Source organism: Acidovorax sp. PRC11, from assembly GCF_031844105.1.
Taxonomy (GTDB): domain Bacteria; phylum Pseudomonadota; class Gammaproteobacteria; order Burkholderiales; family Burkholderiaceae_C; genus Paracidovorax.
On the sequence record NZ_JAUZUQ010000001.1, the window covers coordinates 175335 to 197795 of the forward strand.

13 protein-coding genes are annotated in these 22461 nt (G+C 68.7%); 4 read left to right on the forward strand and 9 right to left on the reverse strand.

The annotated features are described in order from the left end of the window. Positions 1–24: 24 nt before the first annotated feature. From clpA to dnaE, 3 genes are all read right to left on the reverse strand, one after another. A complete protein-coding gene (gene clpA / locus Q9R47_RS00805; RefSeq protein ID WP_311231358.1) occupies positions 25–2376 on the reverse strand; it encodes an ATP-dependent Clp protease ATP-binding subunit ClpA in 2352 nt (783 codons plus the stop codon). Between the two features lie 57 nt (positions 2377–2433). Next, entirely contained in the window at positions 2434–2802 is a 369-nt protein-coding gene (clpS, locus tag Q9R47_RS00810) for an ATP-dependent Clp protease adapter ClpS (protein WP_311231359.1), read from the reverse strand. 191 nt (positions 2803–2993) lie between these two features. Next, positions 2994–6539: a DNA polymerase III subunit alpha gene (gene dnaE / locus Q9R47_RS00815; protein WP_311231360.1), complete on the reverse strand. Its 3546-nt coding sequence runs from the start codon at positions 6537–6539 to the stop codon at positions 2994–2996. A gap of 165 nt (positions 6540–6704) precedes the next feature. Here dnaE and Q9R47_RS00820 point away from each other — a divergent pair, with 165 nt between their 5' ends. Further along, positions 6705–7502 (forward strand): outer membrane protein assembly factor BamD, encoded by a 798-nt coding sequence (locus tag Q9R47_RS00820; RefSeq protein WP_311231361.1) that lies wholly within the window; start codon positions 6705–6707, stop codon positions 7500–7502. On the opposite strand, the gene Q9R47_RS00825 is transcribed toward Q9R47_RS00820, so the two are convergent. Beyond that, complete coding sequence (locus tag Q9R47_RS00825; protein WP_311231362.1) at positions 7465–9762, reverse strand: ATP-dependent DNA helicase; 2298 nt, start codon at positions 9760–9762, stop codon at positions 7465–7467. The genes Q9R47_RS00820 and Q9R47_RS00825 overlap by 38 nt on opposite strands. Before the next feature lie 125 nt (positions 9763–9887). On the opposite strand from Q9R47_RS00825, the gene Q9R47_RS00830 reads away from it, so the two are divergent. Further along, positions 9888–10691 carry a protein phosphatase 2C domain-containing protein gene (locus Q9R47_RS00830; protein ID WP_311231363.1) on the forward strand — a complete coding sequence of 268 codons (804 nt, stop codon included), beginning with the start codon at positions 9888–9890 and terminating at the stop codon, positions 10689–10691. Between the two features lie 74 nt (positions 10692–10765). Here the strand turns inward: Q9R47_RS00830 and Q9R47_RS00835 are convergent, their stop codons facing one another. The 5 genes from Q9R47_RS00835 to Q9R47_RS00855 form a co-directional block, all read right to left on the reverse strand. Beyond that, the gene (locus tag Q9R47_RS00835) at positions 10766–11542 is read right to left on the reverse strand and encodes a hypothetical protein (RefSeq protein ID WP_311231364.1); all 777 of its coding nucleotides are present in this window, start codon (positions 11540–11542) and stop codon (positions 10766–10768) included. 41 nt (positions 11543–11583) lie between these two features. Further along, entirely contained in the window at positions 11584–12681 is a 1098-nt protein-coding gene (gene zapE / locus Q9R47_RS00840) for a cell division protein ZapE (protein WP_311231365.1), read from the reverse strand. A gap of 121 nt (positions 12682–12802) precedes the next feature. Then, positions 12803–14260: a dihydrolipoyl dehydrogenase gene (gene lpdA, locus Q9R47_RS00845; protein WP_311231366.1), complete on the reverse strand. Its 1458-nt coding sequence runs from the start codon at positions 14258–14260 to the stop codon at positions 12803–12805. Between the two features lie 253 nt (positions 14261–14513). Beyond that, entirely contained in the window at positions 14514–15791 is a 1278-nt protein-coding gene (gene odhB / locus Q9R47_RS00850) for a 2-oxoglutarate dehydrogenase complex dihydrolipoyllysine-residue succinyltransferase (RefSeq protein WP_311231367.1), read from the reverse strand. A 72-nt stretch (positions 15792–15863) separates the two neighbouring features. Beyond that, positions 15864–18743 carry a 2-oxoglutarate dehydrogenase E1 component gene (locus Q9R47_RS00855; protein ID WP_311231368.1) on the reverse strand — a complete coding sequence of 960 codons (2880 nt, stop codon included), beginning with the start codon at positions 18741–18743 and terminating at the stop codon, positions 15864–15866. A gap of 224 nt (positions 18744–18967) precedes the next feature. Here Q9R47_RS00855 and Q9R47_RS00860 point away from each other — a divergent pair, with 224 nt between their 5' ends. Beyond that, the gene (locus tag Q9R47_RS00860; protein WP_311231369.1) at positions 18968–20026 is read left to right on the forward strand and encodes an AI-2E family transporter; all 1059 of its coding nucleotides are present in this window, start codon (positions 18968–18970) and stop codon (positions 20024–20026) included. Between the two features lie 83 nt (positions 20027–20109). Continuing rightward, entirely contained in the window at positions 20110–22401 is a 2292-nt protein-coding gene (locus tag Q9R47_RS00865; RefSeq protein ID WP_311231370.1) for a diguanylate cyclase domain-containing protein, read from the forward strand. Positions 22402–22461: the final 60 nt, after the last annotated feature.

Genomic DNA, 22461 nt, shown 5'->3' on the forward strand with positions numbered 1-22461 from the left:
ACCGGCGCATGGGGCGGGTGACGGTCAGTCGGCCGTGGCCTCTTCCGGCTCCGCCGGCTCCGATTTGGCCGAGCGGTCCCTCTTCGGCAGCGGCTGGATGTCCAGCAGCACCTCGGGCGTCTCGGTGCCCTTGTCGTCGGTCTTGACCTCGATGTCCACCGTCAGGCGGCCACCGTCGGTCAGGCGGCCGAACAGCAGTTCGTCGGCCAGCGCCCGGCGGATCGTGTCCTGGATGAGGCGCTGCATCGGCCGTGCGCCCATCAGCGGATCGAAGCCCTTCTTGGCGAGGTGCTTGCGCAGCGTGTCGGTGAAAGTGACCTCCACCTTCTTCTCGGCCAGCTGGGTTTCGAGCTGCAGCAGGAACTTGTCCACCACGCGCAGGATGATCTGCTCATCGAGCGGCTTGAAGTTGACGATCGCATCCAGCCGGTTGCGGAACTCGGGCGTGAACAGGCGCTTGATGTCGGCCATCTCGTCGCCGGCCTGCCGCGGGTTGGTGAACCCGATGGTGGCCTTGTTCATGGTCTCGGCACCCGCGTTCGTCGTCATGATGATGATGACGTTGCGGAAGTCGGCCTTGCGTCCGTTGTTGTCCGTCAGCGTGCCATGGTCCATCACCTGCAGCAGCACGTTGAAGATGTCCGGATGCGCCTTCTCGATCTCGTCGAGCAGCAGCACCGCGTGCGGCTTCTTCGTGATCGCCTCGGTCAGCAGGCCACCCTGGTCGAAGCCCACGTAGCCCGGGGGCGCGCCGATCAGGCGGCTCACGGCGTGGCGCTCCATGTACTCCGACATGTCGAAGCGGATCAGCTCGATGCCCAGGATGTAGGCCAGCTGCTTGGCCGCCTCGGTCTTGCCGACGCCGGTCGGGCCGCTGAAGAGGAAGGAGCCGATCGGCTTGTCGCCCTTGCCCAGGCCCGAGCGCGCCATCTTGACCGCGGAGGCGAGCACCTCCAGCGCCTTGTCCTGGCCGAACACCACGCTCTTCAGGTCGCGCTCGATGGTCTGCAGCTTGCTGCGGTCGTCGTTGGAGACGTTCGCGGGCGGAATGCGCGCGATCTTCGCCACGATTTCCTCGATCTCGGCCTTGCCGATGGTCTTCTTGCGCTTGCTGGCCACCTGGATGCGCTGGGCCGCGCCGGCCTCGTCGATCACGTCGATCGCCTTGTCGGGCAGATGGCGGTCGTTGATGTACTTGGCCGACAGCTCCGCCGCCGCCTGCAGGGCCGCGGTGGCGTACTTCACGCTGTGGTGCTCCTCGAAGCGGCTCTTGAGGCCCTTGAGGATGTCCACCGTCTCGGCCACCGTCGGCTCGACCACGTCGACCTTCTGGAAGCGCCGCGACAGGGCCGCGTCCTTCTCGAAGATGCCGCGGTACTCGCTGAACGTGGTCGCGCCGATGCACTTGAGCTGGCCGCTCGAGAGCGCCGGCTTGAGCAGGTTCGATGCGTCCAGCGTGCCGCCCGAGGCCGCGCCGGCACCGATCAGCGTGTGGATCTCGTCGATGAACAGGATGGCGTTCGGCTTGTCCTTGAGCGACTTGAGCACGCCCTTCAGGCGCTGCTCGAAATCGCCGCGGTACTTGGTGCCGGCCAGCAGCGCGCCCATGTCGAGCGAGTACACCGTGGCCTCGGCGAGGATCTCGGGCACGTCGTTCTGCGTCACGCGCCAGGCGAGGCCTTCGGCGATCGCGGTCTTGCCCACGCCCGCCTCGCCCACCAGCAGCGGGTTGTTCTTGCGGCGGCGGCAGAGGATCTGGATCGTGCGCTCGACCTCGTAGTGGCGGCCGATCAGCGGATCGATCTTGCCTTCCTTGGCGGCGACGTTCAGGTTCTGCGTGTACTGCTCCAGCGGCGAGGCCTTCTCGCTGCGCTCGCCGCCGTTGCCGCCCTCTTCCGATTCGGCGGGATTCTCGGCCTTGGCGGGCTCCGGCGGCTCGCCCTTCTTGATCCCGTGGGCGATGAAGTTGACCACGTCCAGGCGGGTGACGCCCTGCTGGTGCAGGTAGTAGACGGCGTGCGAATCCTTCTCGCCGAAGATCGCGACCAGCACGTTCGCGCCGGTCACTTCCTTCTTGCCGTTGCCGGTGGACTGCACGTGCATGATGGCGCGCTGGATCACCCGCTGGAATCCCAGCGTGGGCTGCGTGTCCACCTCGTCCGTGCCCGCCACCTGCGGGGTGTTGTCCTTGATGAAATTGGCCAGCGACGAGCGAAGGTCTTCGACGTTGGCGGAGCATGCGCGCAGCACTTCGGCTGCGCTGGGGTTATCAAGCAGTGCAAGCAACAGATGCTCCACGGTGATGAACTCGTGGCGCTGCTGGCGGGCCTCGACGAAGGCCATGTGCAAGCTGACTTCCAGTTCCTGGGCAATCATGTGAACTCCTTTGTGCTTGCGAGGAAGGGATAACGGTAGATCGGGACCCGGGGGCGGTTATTCAACCGGCTCGCTCAGGCATTGCAGCGGGTGGCCCGCCTTGTGCGCGGCCTCGCGCACCTGTTCGACCTTGGTGGCCGCCACGTCGCGTGAATACACGCCGCAGACGCCTTTGCCGTCCAGGTGGATCTTCAGCATGATCTGGGTGGCCGCTTCCCGGTCTTTGCTGAAGAACTCCTGCAGTACGACGATCACGAACTCCATGGGCGTGTAGTCGTCGTTGAGCATCACCACCTGGTACATCTGGGGCGGCTGGGTCTTCTGCGTGCGCCGTTCGAGCACGACCGAACCGCCATCGTCCCGTGACGGCGCTCCCGTGGGAGGCACCGGGGTGATTGAGGGTGGTTTTGTTGCCATGCGGACCATTCTAGAGCGTCTGGAGCAGTTTGCCCCAGAGCGAAAAGGCCCATTGCCGGGGTGCAAATTCCGGTCTCGCGACACGGCTCGGCACGGGTAGCGGCAGGGGCGGAAAATCCGCTGGAGAGAGACGCACCGTCCCATTTGCCGGCGGACACCGGAATTTCAAGATGGCAGCCCGGCCCGGGGCCACCCGCCCTTCAGCCGGCGTCGTACACCACGTTGACCACGCCGCTGCCGGCCTCCGCGCTCCAGGCCGCCAGGGCGGCGTCGGAGGGGAAGAACCGGCTGCCCTCGCCCAGCTGCAGTTCGGCCACGGCCTGCTGCCCTTCGGCCTGGCAGCGCACGCCCATGCGCACGCGCAGGCCGTGCACCAGCACCTCGCCCTCGGGCGTCTCCTGGCGCTTCGGCGGGAACTCGCGCACCAGCCGCTGCACATCCGGGGCGCAGTCGCCCACGGCCACCTGCAGGTAGCGGCCGAACTTGGCGCGCGCGCTGGCGAGATCCCAGCCCTGCATCACCTTCACGCGCAGCCCGCCGCTGAAATGGTCCAGCTGCAGCCGGCCCAGCAGCACCACGAATTCGTCGTCCTTCAGCAGGTCGCGGTGGGCGTTGATCACGTTCTCGTCGGCCGAGGCCTCGATGGTGGCCGACTTGTCGTCGAGCTTGAAGAGCGCCAGGCGTCCGCGCTGCCCGTTGATCACCCGGAAGTCGCTCACGATGCCCGCCATGATCTGCGGCTCGCGGCTGTCGGACAGCTCTTCGATCGGCGTGCGCACGAAACGCCGCACCTCCTTCTCCACCTCGTCGAACAGGTGGCCCGAGAGGTAGAAGCCGATGGCCGTCTTCTCCTGCGTGAGCCGTTCCTTCACGCCCCAGGGCACCATCTCCACGAGGTCCGGGTCCTGCGTGCTCGAACCGTGGGAATCGTCGCCCATCATGTCGAAGAGCCCGCCCTGGTTGGCATTGGCGATCAGCGCATTGGCGAAGTCGAACGCCCGGTCGATGGAGGCCGCGAGCGATGCCCGGTTCATCTCCATGGCATCGAAGGCGCCGCCCTTGATGAGCGCTTCCAGCGTGCGCTTGTTCAGGCGGGTACGGTCCACGCGCGCGCAGAAATCGAACAGGCTCGCGAACGGGCCCTTGGTCTCGCCGCGCGGTCCCACGCCGCGGCCCTCGCGGGCGGCGATGATGGCCTCGATGGCCTGCTGGCCGGTGCCCTTGATGGCGCCCAGCCCGTAGCGGATCACCTTGTCGGTCACCGGCTCGAAGCGGTACATGCCGCGGTTCACGTCCGGCGGCTCGAAGGTGAGCCCCATCTTCACGGCGTCTTCGTACAGCACCTTCAGCTTGTCGGTGTCGTCCATTTCCACCGTCATGTTGGCGCAGAAGAACTCGGCCGTGTAGTGCACCTTGAGCCAGCCGGTGTGGTAGGCCAGCAGGGAGTACGCGGCGGCGTGCGACTTGTTGAAGCCGTAGCCCGCGAACTTCTCCATCAGGTCGAACACCTCGTCGGCCTTGTCCTGGCCGATGCCCTTCTCGGCCGCGCCCTTGCGGAAGATCTCGCGGTGCTCGGCCATCTCCTCGGCCTTCTTCTTGCCCATGGCCCGGCGCAGCATGTCGGCGCCGCCCAGGCTGTAGCCGCCCAGCACCTGGGCGGTCTGCATCACCTGCTCCTGGTAGACCATGATCCCGTAGGTCTCGGCCAGCACCGGCTCCACCAGCGGATGCGGGTACTCGACCGGCTCCTTGCCGTGCTTGCGGTTCACGAAGGTGGGGATCAGGTCCATCGGGCCCGGGCGGTAGAGCGCGTTCAGGGCGATCAGGTCTTCCAGCCGGCTCGGGCGCGCTTCCTTCAGCATGCCCTGCATGCCGCGCGATTCGAACTGGAACACCGCTTCGGTCTTGCCGTCGGAGAACAGCCGGTAGGTGGGCGCGTCGTCGAGCGGAATGTTCTCGAACGCGAAGTTCTCCTGCCCCTTGTGGCGCTTCATGATGAACTCGCGGGCGATCTCCAGGATCGTCAGCGTCGCCAGGCCCAGGAAGTCGAACTTCACGAGGCCGATCGCCTCCACATCGTCCTTGTCGTACTGGCTCACGGCCGATTCGCTGCCCGGCTGCTGGTAGAGCGGGCAGAAATCGGTGAGCTTGCCCGGGGCGATCAGCACGCCCCCGGCGTGCATGCCGATGTTCCGGGTCATGCCCTCGAGCTTCTGCGCCATCTCGATGACGGTCTTGACGTCCTCTTCCTTGCGCACGCGCTCGTAGAGCATGGGCTCGAGTTCGAGCGCGTAGTTGTTCTTGTCGCCCTCCTTCTTCACCTCGGGCGGATAGGCCAGCGTGTAGGACATGCCGGGCTTGCCGGGCACCAGCTTGGAGATGCCGTCGCAGAAGGTGTAGCTCATGTCCATGACGCGGCCCACGTCGCGGATCGCCGCCTTGGCCGCCATGGTGCCGAAAGTGGCGATCTGGCTCACGGCGTTCTTGCCGTACTTGTCCTTCACGTAGTCGATCACCCGGTCGCGGTTGGACTGGCAGAAGTCGATGTCGAAGTCGGGCATCGACACCCGCTCCGGGTTCAGGAAACGCTCGAACAGCAGGTTGTACTGCAGCGGATCCAGGTCGGTGATCTTGAGCGCGTAGGCCACGAGCGAGCCGGCGCCGGAACCCCGGCCCGGGCCCACCGGGCAGCCGTTCACCTTGGCCCACTGGATGAAGTCGCCCACGATGAGGAAGTAGCCCGGGAAGCCCATCTTCAAGATGGTGCCCAGCTCGAACTCCAGCCGCTCCACGTAGCGCGGGCGCTCCTTGTCGCGCTGGGCTTCGTTGGGGAACAGGTGCGCGAGCCGCTCCTCCAGGCCCTGGAACGAGGCGAAACGGAAGTACTCTTCCGCCGGCATGCCGTTGGGCGTGGGGAAGTCCGGCAGGCGCGGCTTGCCGAGCACCAGCGACAGGCTGCAGCGCTTGGCGATCTCGAGCGTGTTGGCGATGGCCGTGGGCACGTCGGCGAACAGGGCCTCCATCTGCGCGCTCGACTTGAAGTACTGCTCGCGCGTGAAGCGGCGCACGCGGCGCGGGTTCGCGAGGATCTCTCCCTCGGCGATGCAGACGCGGGCCTCGTGCGCCTCGTAATCGTCGGCGGTGAGGAACTGCGTGGGGTGCGTGGCCACCACCGGCAGTTGCAGGCGCGCGGCCAGCTGCACGGCCGCCACCACCTGGGCTTCGTCCTCCGGGCGGCCGGCGCGCTGCAGTTCCAGGTAGAAGCGGTGCGGGAACAACCCGGCCAGGCGCAGCGCGGCCCGGGAGGCGCCCTCGTCGTCGCCGCGGGTGAACGCCTGGCCCACGGGGCCGGTGTGGGCTCCGGAGAGCGCGATCAGGTCGCCGCCCAGCTCTTCCAGCCATTCCCAGGTACACAGCGGAACGTTCTTCACGACGTTGCGCGTCCAGGCGCGGGCGAGCAGCTCGCAGAGGTTCAGGTACCCCTGCCGGCCCTGCACCAGCAGCAGGATGCGCGACGGGCCGCCGCTGCCGGATTCGGGCTCCAGGCTGACCTCGGCGCCCAGCACGGGCTTGACGCCCTTGCCCCGGGCTTCCTTGTAGAACTTGATGGCGCCGAAGAGGTTGTGGAGATCGGTGATGGCCAGCGCGGGCTGGCCATCCCTGGCCGCCGCCTTGGCCACTTCGTCGATGCGGGCGGTGCCGTCGACGACGGAAAACTCGGTGTGCAGGCGCAAATGGACAAACATGGACGGTATTGTAGGAATCCGCCCCTTCCCGGGCGGCCCGAGCGGGTGTCGGGCGGCCGGTACAATGGTCCGGGAACGTGCCCACGATCCAAGGGGCCGCCGGCCGGCGCCGCCGCGCGCGGCCCCGCCCGACCTCTTTTCACCGATTGTCAGAAAGCCGCTGCCATGCCGCGTTTTTCCCTGCCGCTGTTGACCGCCCTGCTCGCCGCAGGCGTGCTCGCGGGCTGCTCCACCACCACCGAAGACAAGACCGCCGGCTGGAGCCCCAACCGCATCTATTCCGAAGCGCGCGACGAGATGGGCAGCAACGCCTACGACAAGGCCGTGCCGCTGTTCGAGAAGCTCGAAGGCCGCGCCGCCGGCACGCCGCTCGCCCAGCAGGCGCAGCTCGAGAAGGCCTACGCCCAGTACAAGGGCGGCGAGAAGGCCCAGGCCATCGCCACGCTCGACCGCTTCATGAAACTGCATCCCGCGAGCCCGGCGTATGACTACGCGCTCTACCTGAAGGGCCTGGTCAACTTCAACGACAACCTGGGCCTGTTCTCGTGGCTGTCGCGCCAGGACCTGTCCGAGCGCGACCAGAAGGCCGCCAAGGATTCGTTCGAGTCCTTCCGCGAACTCGTCACCCGCTTCCCCGATTCGCGCTACGCCCGCGACGCGCAGCAGCGCATGACGTACATCGTCAATTCGCTCGCGCAGTACGAGGTCCACGTGGCCCGCTACTACTACCAGCGCGGCGCCTACGTGGCCGCCATCAACCGCGCGCAGATCGCCCTGGCCGACTACAAGGACGTACCGGCGCTGGAAGAGGCGCTCTACATCCTCATCAAGTCGTACGACGCTCTCGGCATGACCCAGCTGCGCGACGACACCGAGCGCGTGATGGCCGCCTCCTACCCGCAGAGCAGCTACATGCGCAACGGCTTCAAGGCGAAGGACGATCCGTGGTGGAAGGTGTGGTGACGGCGGCCAGCTCCCGCAGCGCCTCCGCCCACTCCGCCTCGTCCTGGATCCGGCGCATGGGCGGCAGCGCGGCCAGCAGCCGCTTGCCGTAGCCCATCGTCGCCAGGCGCACGTCCGCCACCGCCAGCAGGCCGCGGTCCTGCTCGTGGCGTATCAGTCTTCCCGCCCCCTGCTTGAGCGCAATGGCCGCCTCCGGCAGCGCGAAATGCCGGAATGCGCTCCGGCCTTCCTGTTCCAGCCGCTGCGAGCGCGCCTCCACCACCGGATCGCCCGGCGGCGGGAACGGCAGCTTGTCGATCACCACCAGCTGCAGCGCGTCGCCGGGCACGTCGAACCCTTCCCAGAACGTGGCCGAGGCCACCAGCACGCACCCCGGCCGCATGCCGTCGCCGTCGCCCTCGCGGAAGCGCTCCATCAGCCGGCGCTTCGGCCACTCGCCCTGCACCAGCACCTCGATGCCCGATCCGTCCGCGAAGCGCGCCTTCAGCGCATCGCCGATGGTGCGCAACGCGCGCAGCGTGGTGGTGAGCACCAGCGTGCGCCCGCCCAGCACGCGCGCCGCGTCGCCCGCCCAGCGGGCCACGGCCGCGCCGTGCCCCGGGTCGGACGGCGCGGGCAAGTGGCGCGGCACGTAGAGCCCGGCCTGCGCCGCGTAGTCGAAGGGGCTCGGCACCTGCAGCACGCGCGCGCCCTCCAGCCCGCACGCCTCGGTGAACCAGCGCAGCGAGGCGTCGTCGCCCAGGGTGGCCGACGTGAAGATCCAGGCACGCGGGCGTCCAGGCGGACCGGAGTCGGCATGCGGGGCGCCGTCGCGCCCCTCCAGCCCTTCCAGTCCGCCGGTCCCGGCGGGGCCCTGCGGCCAGAGCGGCTGCGCCAGGGGCGGCACGGGCGGCTCGTCGGCCTGCGCAGCGGCGACCGCTGCGGCGGGTTCGTCGCTCCAGGGCAGGTCCGGGTCGGCGCCGGCATCCTCCGGGACCGCCGGCGGGCCACTGCCGCCCGCTTCGTCGGCGGCGGCGGCAGCAGCAGCAGCGGCACTCTCGGGGAACCAGAGGCCGCGCAGCGGGACGGCGATGTCCAGCGGCGCCTGCGCGGCGCGCACATGGTGCGTGCCGATCTCCACCCAGCGCACGGCGCTGCCCGGCGCCGCGTCCAGGAACAGCCCGAGCCTCTCCATCAGCGCCACGCAGCGCTCGTGCAGGCGCACGAAATCCGGCGCGATCTCGCTCACCGTATCGAGGGCGGCCAGCGCCTGGCGGCAGGCGGCCGACAGGTCCTGCAGCGCCCGGCTCCAGCCCTCGGCATCGACGCCGTCCGGCACCTCCCCGGCCCAGCGCAGCCGGGAGCCGGGCGTGCGGGCCCCCACGGCCATGCGCCAGTCCCGCGCGGCATGCTCCAGTGCGGCGGCGACGCCCTGCCAGTCCGCCAGCCCCCGCGCCCACTGCAGGCCCGACGCCAGCACGTCGCGCGCCAGGTCGAGCCACTGCGAGGACGCCATCTGGCTGCCCAGGAACTGCACGCCCGTGTCGCTCAGCTGGTGCGCTTCGTCGAACACCACCACGCGGGTGCTCGGCAGCAGCTCGGCCACGCCGGTGCCGCGGATGGCATGGTCCGCGAAGAACAGGTGGTGGTTGATGACGACCACATCGGCCGCCATCGCCTCGCGCCGCGCCTGGTACACATGGCAGGCGCGGAAACGCGGGCAGGCCGATCCCAGGCAGTTGTCGCGCGTGGACGTGAACAGCGGTGTGGCGGCCGAGCGTTCGTCCCAGCCCGGCAGCTCCGCGAGATCGCCCGTGGCGGTGGCCTGCGACCAGACCTCCACGCGCGCCAGCATCCGGGCGACGGCGGAATCCTCCGCCGAGGGGTGCTGCCGCGCCAGCTCCAGCCGGTGCAGGCACAGATAGCTGCCACGCCCTTTCAGCAGCGCCACGCGCGCCGGCAGCGCGAGCGCCTGCAGCAGCTTGGGCAGATCGCGGCCGTGGAGCTGGTCCTGCAGGGCCTTGGTGGCCGTGGAGACGAGCACGCGCTCGCCGCTCAGCAGCGCCGGCACCAGGTACGAGAAAGTCTTGCCGACGCCGGTGCCTGCCTCGACGACCAGCGCTCCGCCCTGCTCGATGGTCTCGGCGACGGCCTCGGCCATGGCGGCCTGGCCCGGGCGCGGCTGGAAGCGGGCCTGCGCCAGCGCCAGGGCCCCGTCTTCCGCGAACGCCGCCGCCACGGCCTGCAGCAGCGTGGTGGGGTGCAGCGCGCCGGCGCTCATGCAACGGCCCCGCGGAGGGAGCGGGTGGGAGACACTTCTCCGAAACGGCTGTCCATCCCTCGATAATAGGGCCCCCGCCCGCATGCGGCCGCCTGCCGGCCCTCCTTCCTTTGCCTGACAACGCCATGAACCAACCGTTTCGCCTGATCGCGTCGACCGGTATCCACAGGGGCGACCGCGAGTACCAGCAGGACCAGGTACTGGTCATCGCGCATCCGCGGCACAACGGCTGTGTGCTGGGCGTGGTGGCGGACGGCATGGGCGGGCGCAGCGGAGGTCGCAAGGCCTCTGACCAGGTCATGCTGACCGCGCGCCAGCTCTTCGACCGCTACGCACCCGACAGCGACGATCCGGTGGCCATGCTGCGGCACATGGTGGAAGAAGCGCATCTCGTGATCCGGCTCACCGCGATCTCCGCCGAGCAGGAGCCGCACAGCACCGTGGCCGTGTTCCTTATCAACCCGCGCGGGGACTGCCACTGGGCCCATGCCGGCGATTCGCGCATCTACCATTTCCAGGGCACGCGGCTCGTGCACCGCACCAGCGACCACTCCTACGTGCAGGCCCTGGTGGACCGCGGCGAGATCACCGAGGCCGAAGCCCACGTCCATCCGCAATCCAACATCCTCGTGGGCTGCCTCGGCACCGAGAGCGACCCGCCCGTGGCGATCCACACCATTCCCCAGCTCGTGCCGGGCGACGTGCTGCTGGCCTGCAGCGACGGGGTCTGGCACTACTTCTCGCCGGCGGAACTCGGCGCGGTCGTGGATTCGCTCTCGCCGCGAGAAGCGAGCGAATTCCTGATCGAGAAAGCGCGGATGCGCGCACGCGGCGGTGGCGACAACCTCTCGCTCGCGATCGTGAAGATCGAGGCCATGGCCGAGCCCGTGCGCGGACCGGCGGCGCGGGCCCTGCCGGGCGCGGCCTGAGCAGGCCGGAAGACGGCCAGCACCGCCCGGCCAGGGGCACCACCGCGCGCGCGGCCTGTGGCGCAAAGTGAGGTTCAGGGCGCCGACGCCGTTCCGGCGGGCGGCGGGGGCGGCAGCGGCGACGCCGGCGTGCGGCCGGAGGCGGCGGCCTGCGCATTGGCACGCTCGCGCTTCTCCCGGCGCTCACGCGCGGCCTCCTGCTTGGCCTCGTAGCTCGCGCGCGCGGCCGCCGATCGCGCCGGCTGCGCGGCGGCCCGCTCGGCCTGGTCCGCTTCATGGGATTGCACGCGCGCACGCTGCTGGGCGGCGCGCGAGCGGGCCTCTTCCTCGCGCTGCGCGCGTTCCTGCGCCTGCGACTGCAGCTGCTCCTGCGCCGACGGCTGCGCGCCGGACGCCGGCCGCGCATGCGACCGCGAAGAGCGCGACTCCGCCCGCATCGGCGCGGGCCTCTCGCCGCTTTCGATCTTCTGGCGCTGCTCGGCCTGCTTCTGCTCGATGGACTGCATGCGCAGGGCGGCCTTCTCGCGGCGCTCCGCATCGTTCAGCACCACCTCGCGCCGGCGCAGCACCGCCTCGGCATCGCGCACCTGGGAGCGCACCTGGGCGAGGCAGTCCTCCACCGAGAAGCGCTGGTAGCAGACGGCCTCTTCCTTCACCTTGCGCTCGTTCAGTGCGCGGCGCTCCTGCGCGATGCGGGCGTGCTCCGCCTGGCGGGCGGCCTGCGCCTGCTCGAACGCGGCACGGGCGGTCGCGTCGCCCTCGGGCGCCGCGGCCCGGGCCCCGGTGGACACCATGCATGCAGCAGCCAGCGCGAAGGCCGTTGCGGTGCGGAAAATGGGGAAGATCTGCATTCGGAATCCTTTGCCGGCGGCAAGGCCGGCGTGCAGGGGGCTCAGGTCAGCCCGGTGTCCACCACCCGGCGCTCGAGCGCCAGGAATTCCTTGGACTGCATCTCGTTGAGGCGGGACACGGTGCGGGGGAACTCGTGCGCGAGCGGCCCTTCGGTGTAGAGCTGCTCGGGCGGCACGGCGGCCGACAGGATCAGCTTGACGCGCCGGTCGTACAGCACGTCCACCAGCCACGTGAAGCGCCGCGCCGGCGACGCCATCGCCACCGGCATGTAGGGCACGTTCGACAGCAGCACGGTATGGAACTGCGAGGCGATCTCGAGGTAGTCGTTCTGCGAGCGCGGGCCGCCGCAGAGCACCGAGAAATCGAACCACACCACGCCCCCGGCCTTGCGGCGCGCCAGGATCTCGCGCGCCTCGATGTGCAGCACCGGGTCTTCGTCGCGGGTCTCGGCGAGCTGGTCGAACGCGGCTTCCATTTCCGCATCGGCCTGCGGGCCCAGAGGGCAGTGGTAGAGCCGTACCTGCTCCAGCGTGCGCCGCCGGTAGTCGGTGCCGTTGTCCACGTTGACCACTTCCAGCTTCTGGTTGAGCAGGTCGATCGCCGGCAGGATGCGGTCGCGGTGCAGGCCGCCCGGGTACAGGTCGTCGGGCTTGAAATTCGAGGTGGTGACGAAGCCCACGCCGTTGTCGAACAGCGACACCAGCAGCCGGTGCAGGATCATGGCGTCGGTGATGTCGGCCACGTGGAACTCGTCGAAGCAAATGAGCTTGTAGCGCTTGGCGATGCGCTCGCCGAGCACGTCCAGCGGGTTCACCGTGCCCTGCAGCCCGGCCAGCTCGCGGTGGACCTCCCGCATGAATTCGTGGAAATGCAGCCGCACCTTGCGGCGGATCGGCACCGCGTTGAAGAAGCAGTCCATCAGGAAGCTCTTGCCGCGGCCCACGCCGCCGTACATGTAGACGCCGCGCGGCACCTCGGGGCGGTGGATGAGCTTCTTGAGCGCGTTGGAGCGCTTTTCCTTGTAGGCGGCCCAGTCGTCCGCGCAGCGCTGCAGCGCCTCGACGGCGCGCAACTGGGCCGGGTCGCTGCGGAAACCCTTGGCAGCCAGCTCGGCCTCATACGCCTGCTTCACGTTCACGGACGTCTCTCCCACGCAATCATCGATCCACGCATCCACACCAGAAAACGGCGGCTGCCGGAGCGCGGATGCGCGCGCCGGCAGCCCGGGGGAGCGCAGCGCGCTCCCGGTCGGCGCACGATCAGAAGTTGAGCGTGCGCTTGTCCACGGCCAGGGCCGCTTCCTTGGTCGCCTCGGAGAGCGAGGGGTGCGCGTGGCAGATGCGCGCGATGTCTTCCGCGCTCGCCTTGAACTCCATGGCCACCACGGCTTCGGAGATCAGCTCGCTGGCCATCGGGCCGACGATGTGCACCCCCAGGATCTCGTCCGTCGTGGCATCGGCCAGGAACTTGACCATGCCGGTCGTGTCGCCCAGCGCGCGCGCGCGGCCGTTCGCCAGGAACGGGAAGGTGCCGGCCTTGTACTGCACGCCGTCGGCCTTGAGCTGCTGCTCGGTGCGGCCCACCCATGCGATCTCGGGGTGCGTGTAGATGACCCAGGGAATCGTGTTGAAGTTCACGTGGCCGTGCTGGCCCGCGATGCGCTCGGCCACCGCCACGCCTTCTTCCTCGGCCTTGTGCGCCAGCATCGGGCCGCGCACCACGTCGCCCACCGCCCACACGCCGGGCAGGTTGGTCTTGCAGTCCGCATCCACCACGATCGCGCCACGCTCGTCGAGCTGCAGGCCCACGGCTTCGGGATTCAGGCCGATGGTGTTGGGCACGCGGCCGATCGACACGATCAGCTTGTCCACCGCCAGCTCGCGGGCCTCGCCCTTGGCATCGGTGTAGGCCACGGTGACGCCTTCGCCGCCCGTCTTCACTTCGCCGATCTTCACGCCCAGCTCGATCTTCAGGCCCTGCTTGTCGAAGGCCTTCTTGGCTTCCTTGGCGATCTGCTCGTCGACCGCGCCCAGGAACGTGGGCAGGCCTTCGAGCACCGTCACCTCGGCGCCCACGCGGCGCCACACGGAGCCCATTTCCAGGCCGATCACGCCGGCACCGATCAGGCCCAGCTTCTTCGGCGTGGCACCGATGCGCAGCGCGCCGTCGTTGGACAGCACCTTCTCTTCATCGAACGGCACGCCCGGCAGCGCGCGGGCGTTGGAGCCCGTCGCCACGATGATCTGCTTGCCCACCAGGGTTTCCTGGGCGGCGCCGGCCACCTGGATCTCGTAGCCGCCCGTGGAACCGGAGGTTCCACCCTCACCGGCTGGAACGGCCTTCACGAAAGAGCCGCGGCCGTGGAAGAAGCTGACCTTGTTCTTCTTGAACAGGTACAGGATGCCGTCGTTGTTCTGCTTCACGACCGCGTCCTTGCGGCCGATCATCTTGGCCACGTCGATCTGCACGTCGGTGGCGGTGATGCCGTGCTCGGCGAAGTGCTTGACGGCGTGCTCGTAGTGCTCCGAGGACTGCAGCAGCGCCTTGGAGGGGATGCAGCCCACGTTCGTGCAGGTGCCGCCGGGCGCGGGTCCGCCCTTCTCGTTCTTCCACTCGTCGATGCAGGCCACGTTGAAGCCCAGCTGGGCCGCGCGGATGGCGGCGATATAGCCGCCGGGGCCGCCGCCGATGACGATCACGTCGAATTGTTTGCTCATGTCGTTCTCACTGTGTCAGTTGGAGAAAGACCCACTGCCCGGCTGGCCCAGGGCCAACCATGCATGTGGGTCCGTCAATGGATTTCGGTCTTCACGGCGCTATGCAACACTCCTGCCCCCGCCATGCGCGCGGCCCAGGCCAGCCACCGCCGCGCAAGGGCCGCCCCGCAGCGCTGGCGGTGTCCCCCTTCCCGGATTGCGCAGCGATCCGAGAGAAGGGGGAAGGCGCGAAGCGCCTCAGGGGGTTGGTCCATCAAATATCGAACAGGAGGCGGGCCGGGTCTTCCAGCGCTTCCTTCATCGCCACCAGGCCCAGCACGGCTTCGCGGCCGTCGATGATGCGGTGGTCGTACGACATCGCCAGGTAGTTCATCGGGCGCACCACGATCTGGCCGTTCTCCACCACGGCGCGGTCCTTGGTGGCGTGCACGCCCAGGATGGCCGATTGCGGCGGGTTGATGATGGGGGTCGACAGCATCGAGCCGAAGGTGCCGCCGTTCGAGATCGAGAACGTGCCGCCGGTCATGTCCTCGATGCCGAGCTTGCCTTCCTGGGCCTTCTTGCCGAACTCGGCGATCTTCTTCTCGATGTCGGCGAAGCTCATCTGGTCGGCGTTGCGCAGGATCGGCACCACCAGGCCGCGGGGCGAGCCGACCGCGATGCCGATGTCGAAGTAGCCGTGGTAGACGATGTCGTTGCCGTCCACCGAGGCGTTCAGCACCGGGAACTTCTTGAGCGCATGCACGGCCGCCTTCACGAAGAAGCTCATGAAGCCCAGCTTCGTGCCGTGCTCCTTGGTGAAGCTGTCCTGGAACTTCTTGCGCAGGTCCATCACCGGGGCCATGTTCACCTCGTTGAAGGTGGTCAGGATGGCGTTGGTGGACTGCGACTGCAGCAGGCGCTCGGCGATGCGGGCGCGCAGGCGGCTCATCGGCACGCGCTGCTCGGGGCGGTCGCCCAGGTTCGGCGCGGCGGGCGAGGACACCTGCGGCAGCGACTTGGTGGGCACGCCCGTGGGGATGGCGGCCGGGGCGGCGGAAGGCTTGGCGCCGCCGGCCACGGCGGCCAGCACGTCGCCCTTGGTCACGCGGCCGTCCTTGCCGGTGCCGGCCACGGCCGACACGGACAGGTTGTTGTCGGCCAGCAGCTTGGCGGCGGCCGGCATGGCCACGTCGCCCTTGGAGCCGCCCGCGGCGGGAGCCGCTTCGGCCGCGGCGGCCGCCACGGCGGGTGCCTGGGCGGCGGCGGTCGGAGCGGACTGCGCGGGCGCAGCGGCCGCGCCGGCCTTGCCTTCGGTATCGATCTTGGCGATGACCTGGTCGGCCACCACGGTGGCGCCGTCGCCTTGCACGATCTCGGCCATCACGCCGGCGGCCGGCGCGGGCACTTCGAGAACCACCTTGTCGGTCTCGATCTCGATCAGGATCTCATCGATGGCGACGGCCTCGCCGGCCTTCTTCTTCCAGGTGAGCATCGTGGCCTCGGCCACGGATTCGGACAGTTGGGGGACTTTGACTTCTACGATAGCCATGACGATTCTTTCGATTCTTTCAGAACGTGTACGTGTCGCTGTGGGATGCGGATCGTGGGGGGCGCGCGGCGCTCACTTGGAGAGCACGAAGCCCTTGAGCTTGCCGAACGCACCTTCGACCAGCGCCTTCTGCTGTTCCTGGTGCAGGTGCGAGTAACCCACGGCAGGCGATGCGGAGGCAGCGCGGCCGGAGTAGCCCAGCTTCTGGCCATCCTGCATGTTCTCGTGGATGTAGTGCTGCACGAAGAACCAGGCGCCCTGGTTCTGCGGCTCGTCCTGGCACCACACGATCTCGGTCGCCTGCGGGTACTTCTTGACCTCTGCGGCGAAGGCCTTGTGCGGGAACGGATAGAGCTGCTCCACGCGGATGATCGCCACGTCGTCGGTGCCCTTCTCCTCGCGCTTCTTCACGAGGTCGTAGTACACCTTGCCCGAGCAGGCGATGATGCGCTTGACCTTGTCGGCCTTCTGGTCGATGGCCGCGTTCTGCTCCGGGATCACCGTCTGGAAGCTGCCCTTCGTGAACTCGGACAGCGGCGAGGTCGCGTCCTTGTTACGCAGCAGCGACTTCGGCGTCATGATGATCAGCGGCTTGCGCAGGTGGCGCACCATCTGGCGGCGCAGCACGTGGAAGATCTGGCTGGCCGTGGTGGGCTGGACCACCTGCATGTTGGCGTCGGCCGACAGCTGCATGAAGCGCTCGAGGCGCGCCGAGCTGTGTTCCGGGCCCTGGCCTTCGTAGCCGTGCGGCAGCATCAGCGTGATGCCGTTCACGCGGCCCCACTTCACTTCGCCGGAGGCGATGAACTGGTCGATCACCACCTGGGCGCCGTTGGCGAAGTCGCCGAACTGCGCTTCCCAGATCACCAGGGTGTTGGGATCGTTGGAGGCATAGCCGTATTCGAAGCCCAGCACCGCCTCTTCGGACAGGATGGAGTCGATCACGACGAACGGAGCCTGGTTCTCGCTCGCGTTCTGCAGCGGCACGTAGGTGCCTTCGTTCCACTTCTCGCGGTTCTGGTCATGGATCACGGCATGGCGGTGCGTGAACGTGCCGCGGCCGCAGTCCTCGCCGGACAGGCGCACCGGGAAGCCGCTGGCCACGAGCGATGCGAAGGCCATGTGCTCGCCCATGCCCCAGTCCACGTTCACTTCGCCGCGGCCCATGGCGGCGCGGTCGTCGTACACCTTCTTGACCAGCGGGTGCGGCGTGACGCCTTCGGGGATCGTGGTGATGCGCTCGGCCAGGCGCTTCCACTCGGTGAGCGGAATCGCGGTGTCGCCGGCATCGGTCCACTTCTTGCCCAGGAACGGGCTCCAGTCGACGGCGTACTTGCTCTTGAAGTTGGTCAGCACCGGATCGACCGTGTGCTTGCCGGCGTCCATGGCGGCGCGGTAGGCCTTCGACATGTCGTCGCCCAGCGTCTCGCCCAGGCCCTGCGCGCCCAGCTTGTCGGCATAGAGGCGGCGCGTGCCGGGATGCTGGCTGATCTTCTTGTACATCAGCGGCTGCGTGAGCGCCGGCGTGTCCTGCTCGTTGTGGCCCAGCTTGCGGTAGCAGATGATGTCCACCACCACGTCCTTCTTGAACTCCATGCGGAATTCGAGGGCGAGCTGCGTGGCGAGCACCACGGCTTCCGGATCGTCGCCGTTCACGTGCAGCACGGGCGACTCGATCATCTTGACCACGTCCGTGCAGTACAGCGTGGAGCGGCTGTCGCGCGGGTCGGAGGTCGTGAAGCCGATCTGGTTGTTGATCACGATGTGCACCGTGCCGCCCGTGGAGTAGCCACGGGTCTGGGCCAGCGCCAGGGTTTCCTGGATGACGCCCTGGCCGGCGAAGGCCGCATCGCCGTGCACCAGCACCGGCAGCACCTGCTGGCCGTGCGGATCGCCGCGGCGGTCCATGCGGGCGCGCACCGAGCCTTCCACCACCGGGTTCACGATTTCCAGGTGGGAGGGGTTGAAGGCCAGCGACAGGTGCACCGGGCCGCCGGGGGTGGAGACGTCGGAACTGAAGCCCTGGTGGTACTTCACGTCGCCGGCGGGCAGGTCTTCGGGGGCGGTGTGGTCGAACTCGGCGAACAGGTCCTTGGGCATCTTGCCCAGGGTGTTCACGAGCACGTTCAGGCGGCCGCGGTGGGCCATGCCGATGACGATTTCCTGCACGCCCTTGGTGCCGGCCGACTGGATCAGCTCGTCCATGGCGGCGATGAAGCTCTCGCCGCCCTCGAGCGAGAAGCGCTTCTGGCCGACGTACTTGGTGTGGAGGAAGCGCTCCAGGCCTTCGGCGGCCGTCAGGCGGTCGAGGATCTGCTTCTTCTTCTCATTGCCGAAGTTGGGCTTGCTGCGGATGGTTTCGAGCTTTTCCTGCCACCAGCGCTTCTGGTTCTGGTCGGAGGCGTACATGTACTCGACGCCGATCGTGCCGCAGTACGTTTCGCGCAGCGCGTTGATCAGCTCGCGCAGCGGCATCGATTCCTTGCCGAAGAACGTGTTGCTGGTGTTGAACACGGTCTCCTGGTCGGCGTCGGTGAAGCCGTAGAAGGAGAGTTCCAGCTCGGGGATGGAGGGGCGCTCGGTGCGCTTCAGCGGGTCGAGATCTGCCCAGCGCTGGCCGACGTTGCGGTAGGCGGAGATGAGCTGCTGGACGGCGGTGCGCTTGCGGCCGAGTTCGGAGTCGGCGCCGGTGGCCACCACGACCTGCGTGCCGCCCTGCTTGGCGCGCTCCGCGAAGGCGTTGATGACGGGCTGGTGCGGGACGTCCTTGGCGTTGGAGCCATCGACGGCGGGCACGTGCTGCAGCGCGTCGAAATACTCGCGCCACGTGTCGGGCACGCTGCCCGGGTTCACGAGATAACTCTCGTACATTTCTTCGACATAGGGCGCATTGCCGCCGAAGAGGTAGGTGTTGCCCTGGTAGGCTTGGTAGACGGATGTCGTCTCGCTCATTTCCGCTGACCTCCGCTTCCCTGAGGGAAGCATTAGCTGGTTGGTGAAACCTTCCGCGACACGGCTGAACCGGTTGGCGGATGCGACTGTGGCTGGGAAGGGCCTTGAATCTTGCGCCCATGATTGTGCCACCGATCGCAGGAACGCGCCTGCGCGGCCGTGTCCCACAGGGCGGCAGCTCCGTCCTCGCGTACATTTGCGCCACTTTTCGCCACTGCCGAGCCATGAAGACCACCCTGCTGCAGAACCGCACGTTCATCGCCCTGCTGATCGCCGTCAGCGCGGCCTTCGTGGCCATCCTCTGGCCCTTCCACGGGGCCGTCTTCTGGGGGATCATCCTCGCGATCCTGTTCGCGCCGCTGCACCGCCGGCTGCTGCGCCTCATGCCCCGCCACACCAACCTGGCGGCCCTGTGCACGCTCACGCTGTGCCTGCTGATCGTGATCCTGCCGATGACGCTGATCACCGTCTCGCTGGTGCAGGAAGCCAGCCTGGTCTACGAGCGCATCCGCTCCGGGCAACTGGATTTCGCGGCTTATTTCCACCAGGTGGTGCAGGCCATGCCTTCCTGGATGATGCAGATCCTCGACCGGCTCAACCTCACCACCGCGTCCGATCTGCAGGCGCGGCTGTCGTCCGTCACCGTGCAGGCCACGCAGTTCGTGGGCAGCAAGGCGATCGACTTCGGGCAGAACACGCTGCAGTTCCTGGTGAGCTTAGGCATCATGCTGTATCTGCTCTTCTTCCTGCTGCGCGATGGCCCGGCCCTCGCGGCACGCATCCGCGAGGCGACGCCGCTCGACGAAGGCCACAAGCGCCAGCTCGCCACCAAGTTCACCACCGTCATCCGCGCCACCGTCAAGGGCAACATCGCCGTCGCCGCGGTGCAGGGCGCGCTGGGCGGGCTCGCCTTCTGGTTCCTGGGCATCCAGGCCCCGGTGCTCTGGGGTGTGCTCATGGCCTTCCTCTCGCTGCTGCCGGCCGTGGGTGCCGGGCTCATCTGGGCGCCCGTGGCGATCTACCTGCTGGCCACCGGCGCGTTCTGGCACGGCGTGGGACTCGCAGCCTACGGCATTGCCGTGATCGGGCTCGTGGACAACGTCCTGCGCCCGGTGCTCGTGGGCAAGGACACCAAGATGCCCGACTACATCGTGCTGATCTCCACGCTGGGCGGCATGGCGCTCTTCGGCCTGACGGGCTTCGTGATCGGGCCGGTGATCGCCGCGCTCTTCATCGCCACCTGGGATCTGTTTGCGCCGCCCAACCACACGCGGCAACAATAGCGCACCCTGCCCAGGCGGGCCGCGTTCCCGCAACGATCCCGCGCGGGGCGGCGCGCTGCCGGCGGCTCCCTCCGCCACCGCCCATGCGTCTTCCTCTGCACCACCGACTGACCCTGCTCGCCCTGGCGCTGTCCGTCGGCATCGGTGCCCTGTTCGCGCGTGCCATCCTCACCATCCGCGACGATGAGTGGTCGTACGCGCGCGACGCCAATGCGGCGCTGGCCCGCACGCTCGAGCAGAACATCGGCCGCACGCTCGACGGTTTCGACCAATCGCTGCAGGGCGTGGTGGAAGTGCTGGGCCGGCCGGACTACGACGACGTGCCGGTGGAGATCCGGCGCGCCATGCTGTTCGACCACTCGCTGCGGACGCGGGGCCTGGGCGGCGTGGTGGTGCTCGATCAGGGTGGCAACGTGCTGCTGTCCTCCTACGACCGGAAGGGCGGCATGCCCAATCTCGCGGACCGGGACTACTTCCGCGTCCACACGCGAGAAAAGGTGCAGGGCGTGTACGTCGGCAGGCCGATCCAGGGACGGGTGACGGGCGAGTACAGCATCCCGATGAGCCGGGGGTACTACCGCGAGGACGGCAGCTTCGGCGGGGTGGTGGTGGGCACCGTGCAGCTGTCCTACTTCAACGAGCTGTTCGATTCGCTCGGCCTCGGGCCGCAGAGCCTGGCGGACATCGTGCGCACGGACGGCACCGTCGTCTCCCGTTCCCCGTTCCGTTTGGCCGACATCGGGAAGCCCGTGCCCGCCGCCCGCCTGCGGCAGCTGGACGCCGGCCGCGAGGGGCATTTCACCGAGTCCGCCGACCCGTCGGGCGACGGCGTCGCGCGCCTCTACGCGTACCGGCACGTGGGCAGTTACCCGCTCGTGGTGTCCGTGGCCCAGTCGGTGGACAGCATCCTGTCGAAGTGGCGCAGGAGCGCACTCGTGCTCGGCAGCTTCGCCGCGCTGCTGATGCTGTCGAGCCTGGGCCTGGCACTGCTCTTCGCACGGGAACTCTCGCGCCGCCAGGCCGTGGCCGCGCAGCTGGAACGGGCGCACCACGACATGGGCACGATCCTCGACAACCTGCCCTCGATGGTCGTCTACTGGGACCGCGACCTGCGCAACCGCTTCGCCAACAAGGCGTACCTCGACTGGGTGGGCATGTCGCAGGACCGGATCCGCGGCGCGCACATCCGGGATCTGATCCCGGCGGAGGCTTTCGACGTTGCGCGCCCCCACCTCGAGCGCGCATTGCAGGGGCGCACGGAAGTGTACGAGCGCACGATCCAGCAGCCCTCGGGCGAGGTGCGCCACGTGGCCGTATCGTGTGTGCCCGACCTGGACGGCACGGAAACCCAGGGCATCTTCGTGCAGATCGACGACCTGACGGAACGCAAGCGCATGGAAGACGTGCTCTTCGAGGAAAAGGAGCTGGTCCGCCTCACGCTGCAGTCGATCGGCGACGCGGTGCTGTGCACCGACGCCGCGGGCCACGTCACCTACGTCAACCCCGCCGCGGAGACGATGACGGGCTGGCAGGGCTTCCACGCGGCCGGGCAGGACATCGACACGGTGGCGCCGATCCAGGCCGCCAGCGGAGTACGGTCGGACCATCCCGCGCGCCGCGCGCTCGCGGGCGCTGGCGCGGCGCCGACCGAGCGCGGGCTCGTGCTGCACTGCCGCGACGGCCGGCGCATCGACGTGGAGACCACCGTGGCCCCGATCACCGACCGGCATGGCCAGATCACCGGCAGCGTCACCGTGCTGCGGGACGTGACCGAGGCGATGGCGCTCGCGCGGCGCATGGCGCATCTGGCGCAGCACGACATGCTGACCGACCTGCCCAACCGGATGCTGCTGCAGGACCGCGCGCAGCAGGCCATCGCGAAGGCGCAACGCGACGGGCACGGCCTCGCCCTGATGTACCTCGACCTGGACGGCTTCAAGCAGATCAACGACACGCTGGGCCACGACGCCGGCGACCTGCTGCTGGTGCAGGTGGCCCGGCGCCTGCGCCGCTGCGTGCGCCGTTCGGACACCGTGTGCCGCCAGGGGGGCGACGAGTTCATCGTGCTGCTGCCGATCGTGGAGCGAGCGGAGCAGGCCTGCCATGTCGCGCGCAAGATCATGGCGGCCTGCGAGGCTCCCATCGTGCTGGACGGGGAGCCGCGCCGGATCGGCGTGAGCGGCGGCATCGCGCTGTACCCGCAGCACGGCGAGGGCTTCGAGGAACTCGCCCGCAACGCGGACGTGGCGCTCTATGCCGCCAAGCGCGCCGGCCGCGGGCAGTTCATGCTCAGCGACGGCCCCGGCCGCGACCCGGTGCCGGCAGGCGCAACGGCGACCGCCCCGGCAGCGGAAGCCGAGCCGCCGCCGGCGTAGCCCGGCCCCGCCGCCGGCAGGGGGACATCCGCACCGGGGCACGTGCGCGCATGCGGCGCC

Coding starts and splice junctions, on each gene's coding strand:
- dnaE (WP_311231360.1), bottom strand. CDS start 6,539: ATGTTTGTCCATTTGCGCCTGCACACCGAGTTTTCCGTCGTCGACGGC.
- Q9R47_RS00830 (WP_311231363.1), top strand. CDS start 9,888: ATGAACCAACCGTTTCGCCTGATCGCGTCGACCGGTATCCACAGGGGC.
- clpA (WP_311231358.1), bottom strand. CDS start 2,376: ATGATTGCCCAGGAACTGGAAGTCAGCTTGCACATGGCCTTCGTCGAG.
- clpS (WP_311231359.1), bottom strand. CDS start 2,802: ATGGTCCGCATGGCAACAAAACCACCCTCAATCACCCCGGTGCCTCCC.
- Q9R47_RS00855 (WP_311231368.1), bottom strand. CDS start 18,743: ATGAGCGAGACGACATCCGTCTACCAAGCCTACCAGGGCAACACCTAC.
- lpdA (WP_311231366.1), bottom strand. CDS start 14,260: ATGAGCAAACAATTCGACGTGATCGTCATCGGCGGCGGCCCCGGCGGC.
- Q9R47_RS00835 (WP_311231364.1), bottom strand. CDS start 11,542: ATGCAGATCTTCCCCATTTTCCGCACCGCAACGGCCTTCGCGCTGGCT.
- Q9R47_RS00820 (WP_311231361.1), top strand. CDS start 6,705: ATGCCGCGTTTTTCCCTGCCGCTGTTGACCGCCCTGCTCGCCGCAGGC.
- odhB (WP_311231367.1), bottom strand. CDS start 15,791: ATGGCTATCGTAGAAGTCAAAGTCCCCCAACTGTCCGAATCCGTGGCC.
- Q9R47_RS00865 (WP_311231370.1), top strand. CDS start 20,110: ATGCGTCTTCCTCTGCACCACCGACTGACCCTGCTCGCCCTGGCGCTG.
- Q9R47_RS00860 (WP_311231369.1), top strand. CDS start 18,968: ATGAAGACCACCCTGCTGCAGAACCGCACGTTCATCGCCCTGCTGATC.
- Q9R47_RS00825 (WP_311231362.1), bottom strand. CDS start 9,762: ATGAGCGCCGGCGCGCTGCACCCCACCACGCTGCTGCAGGCCGTGGCG.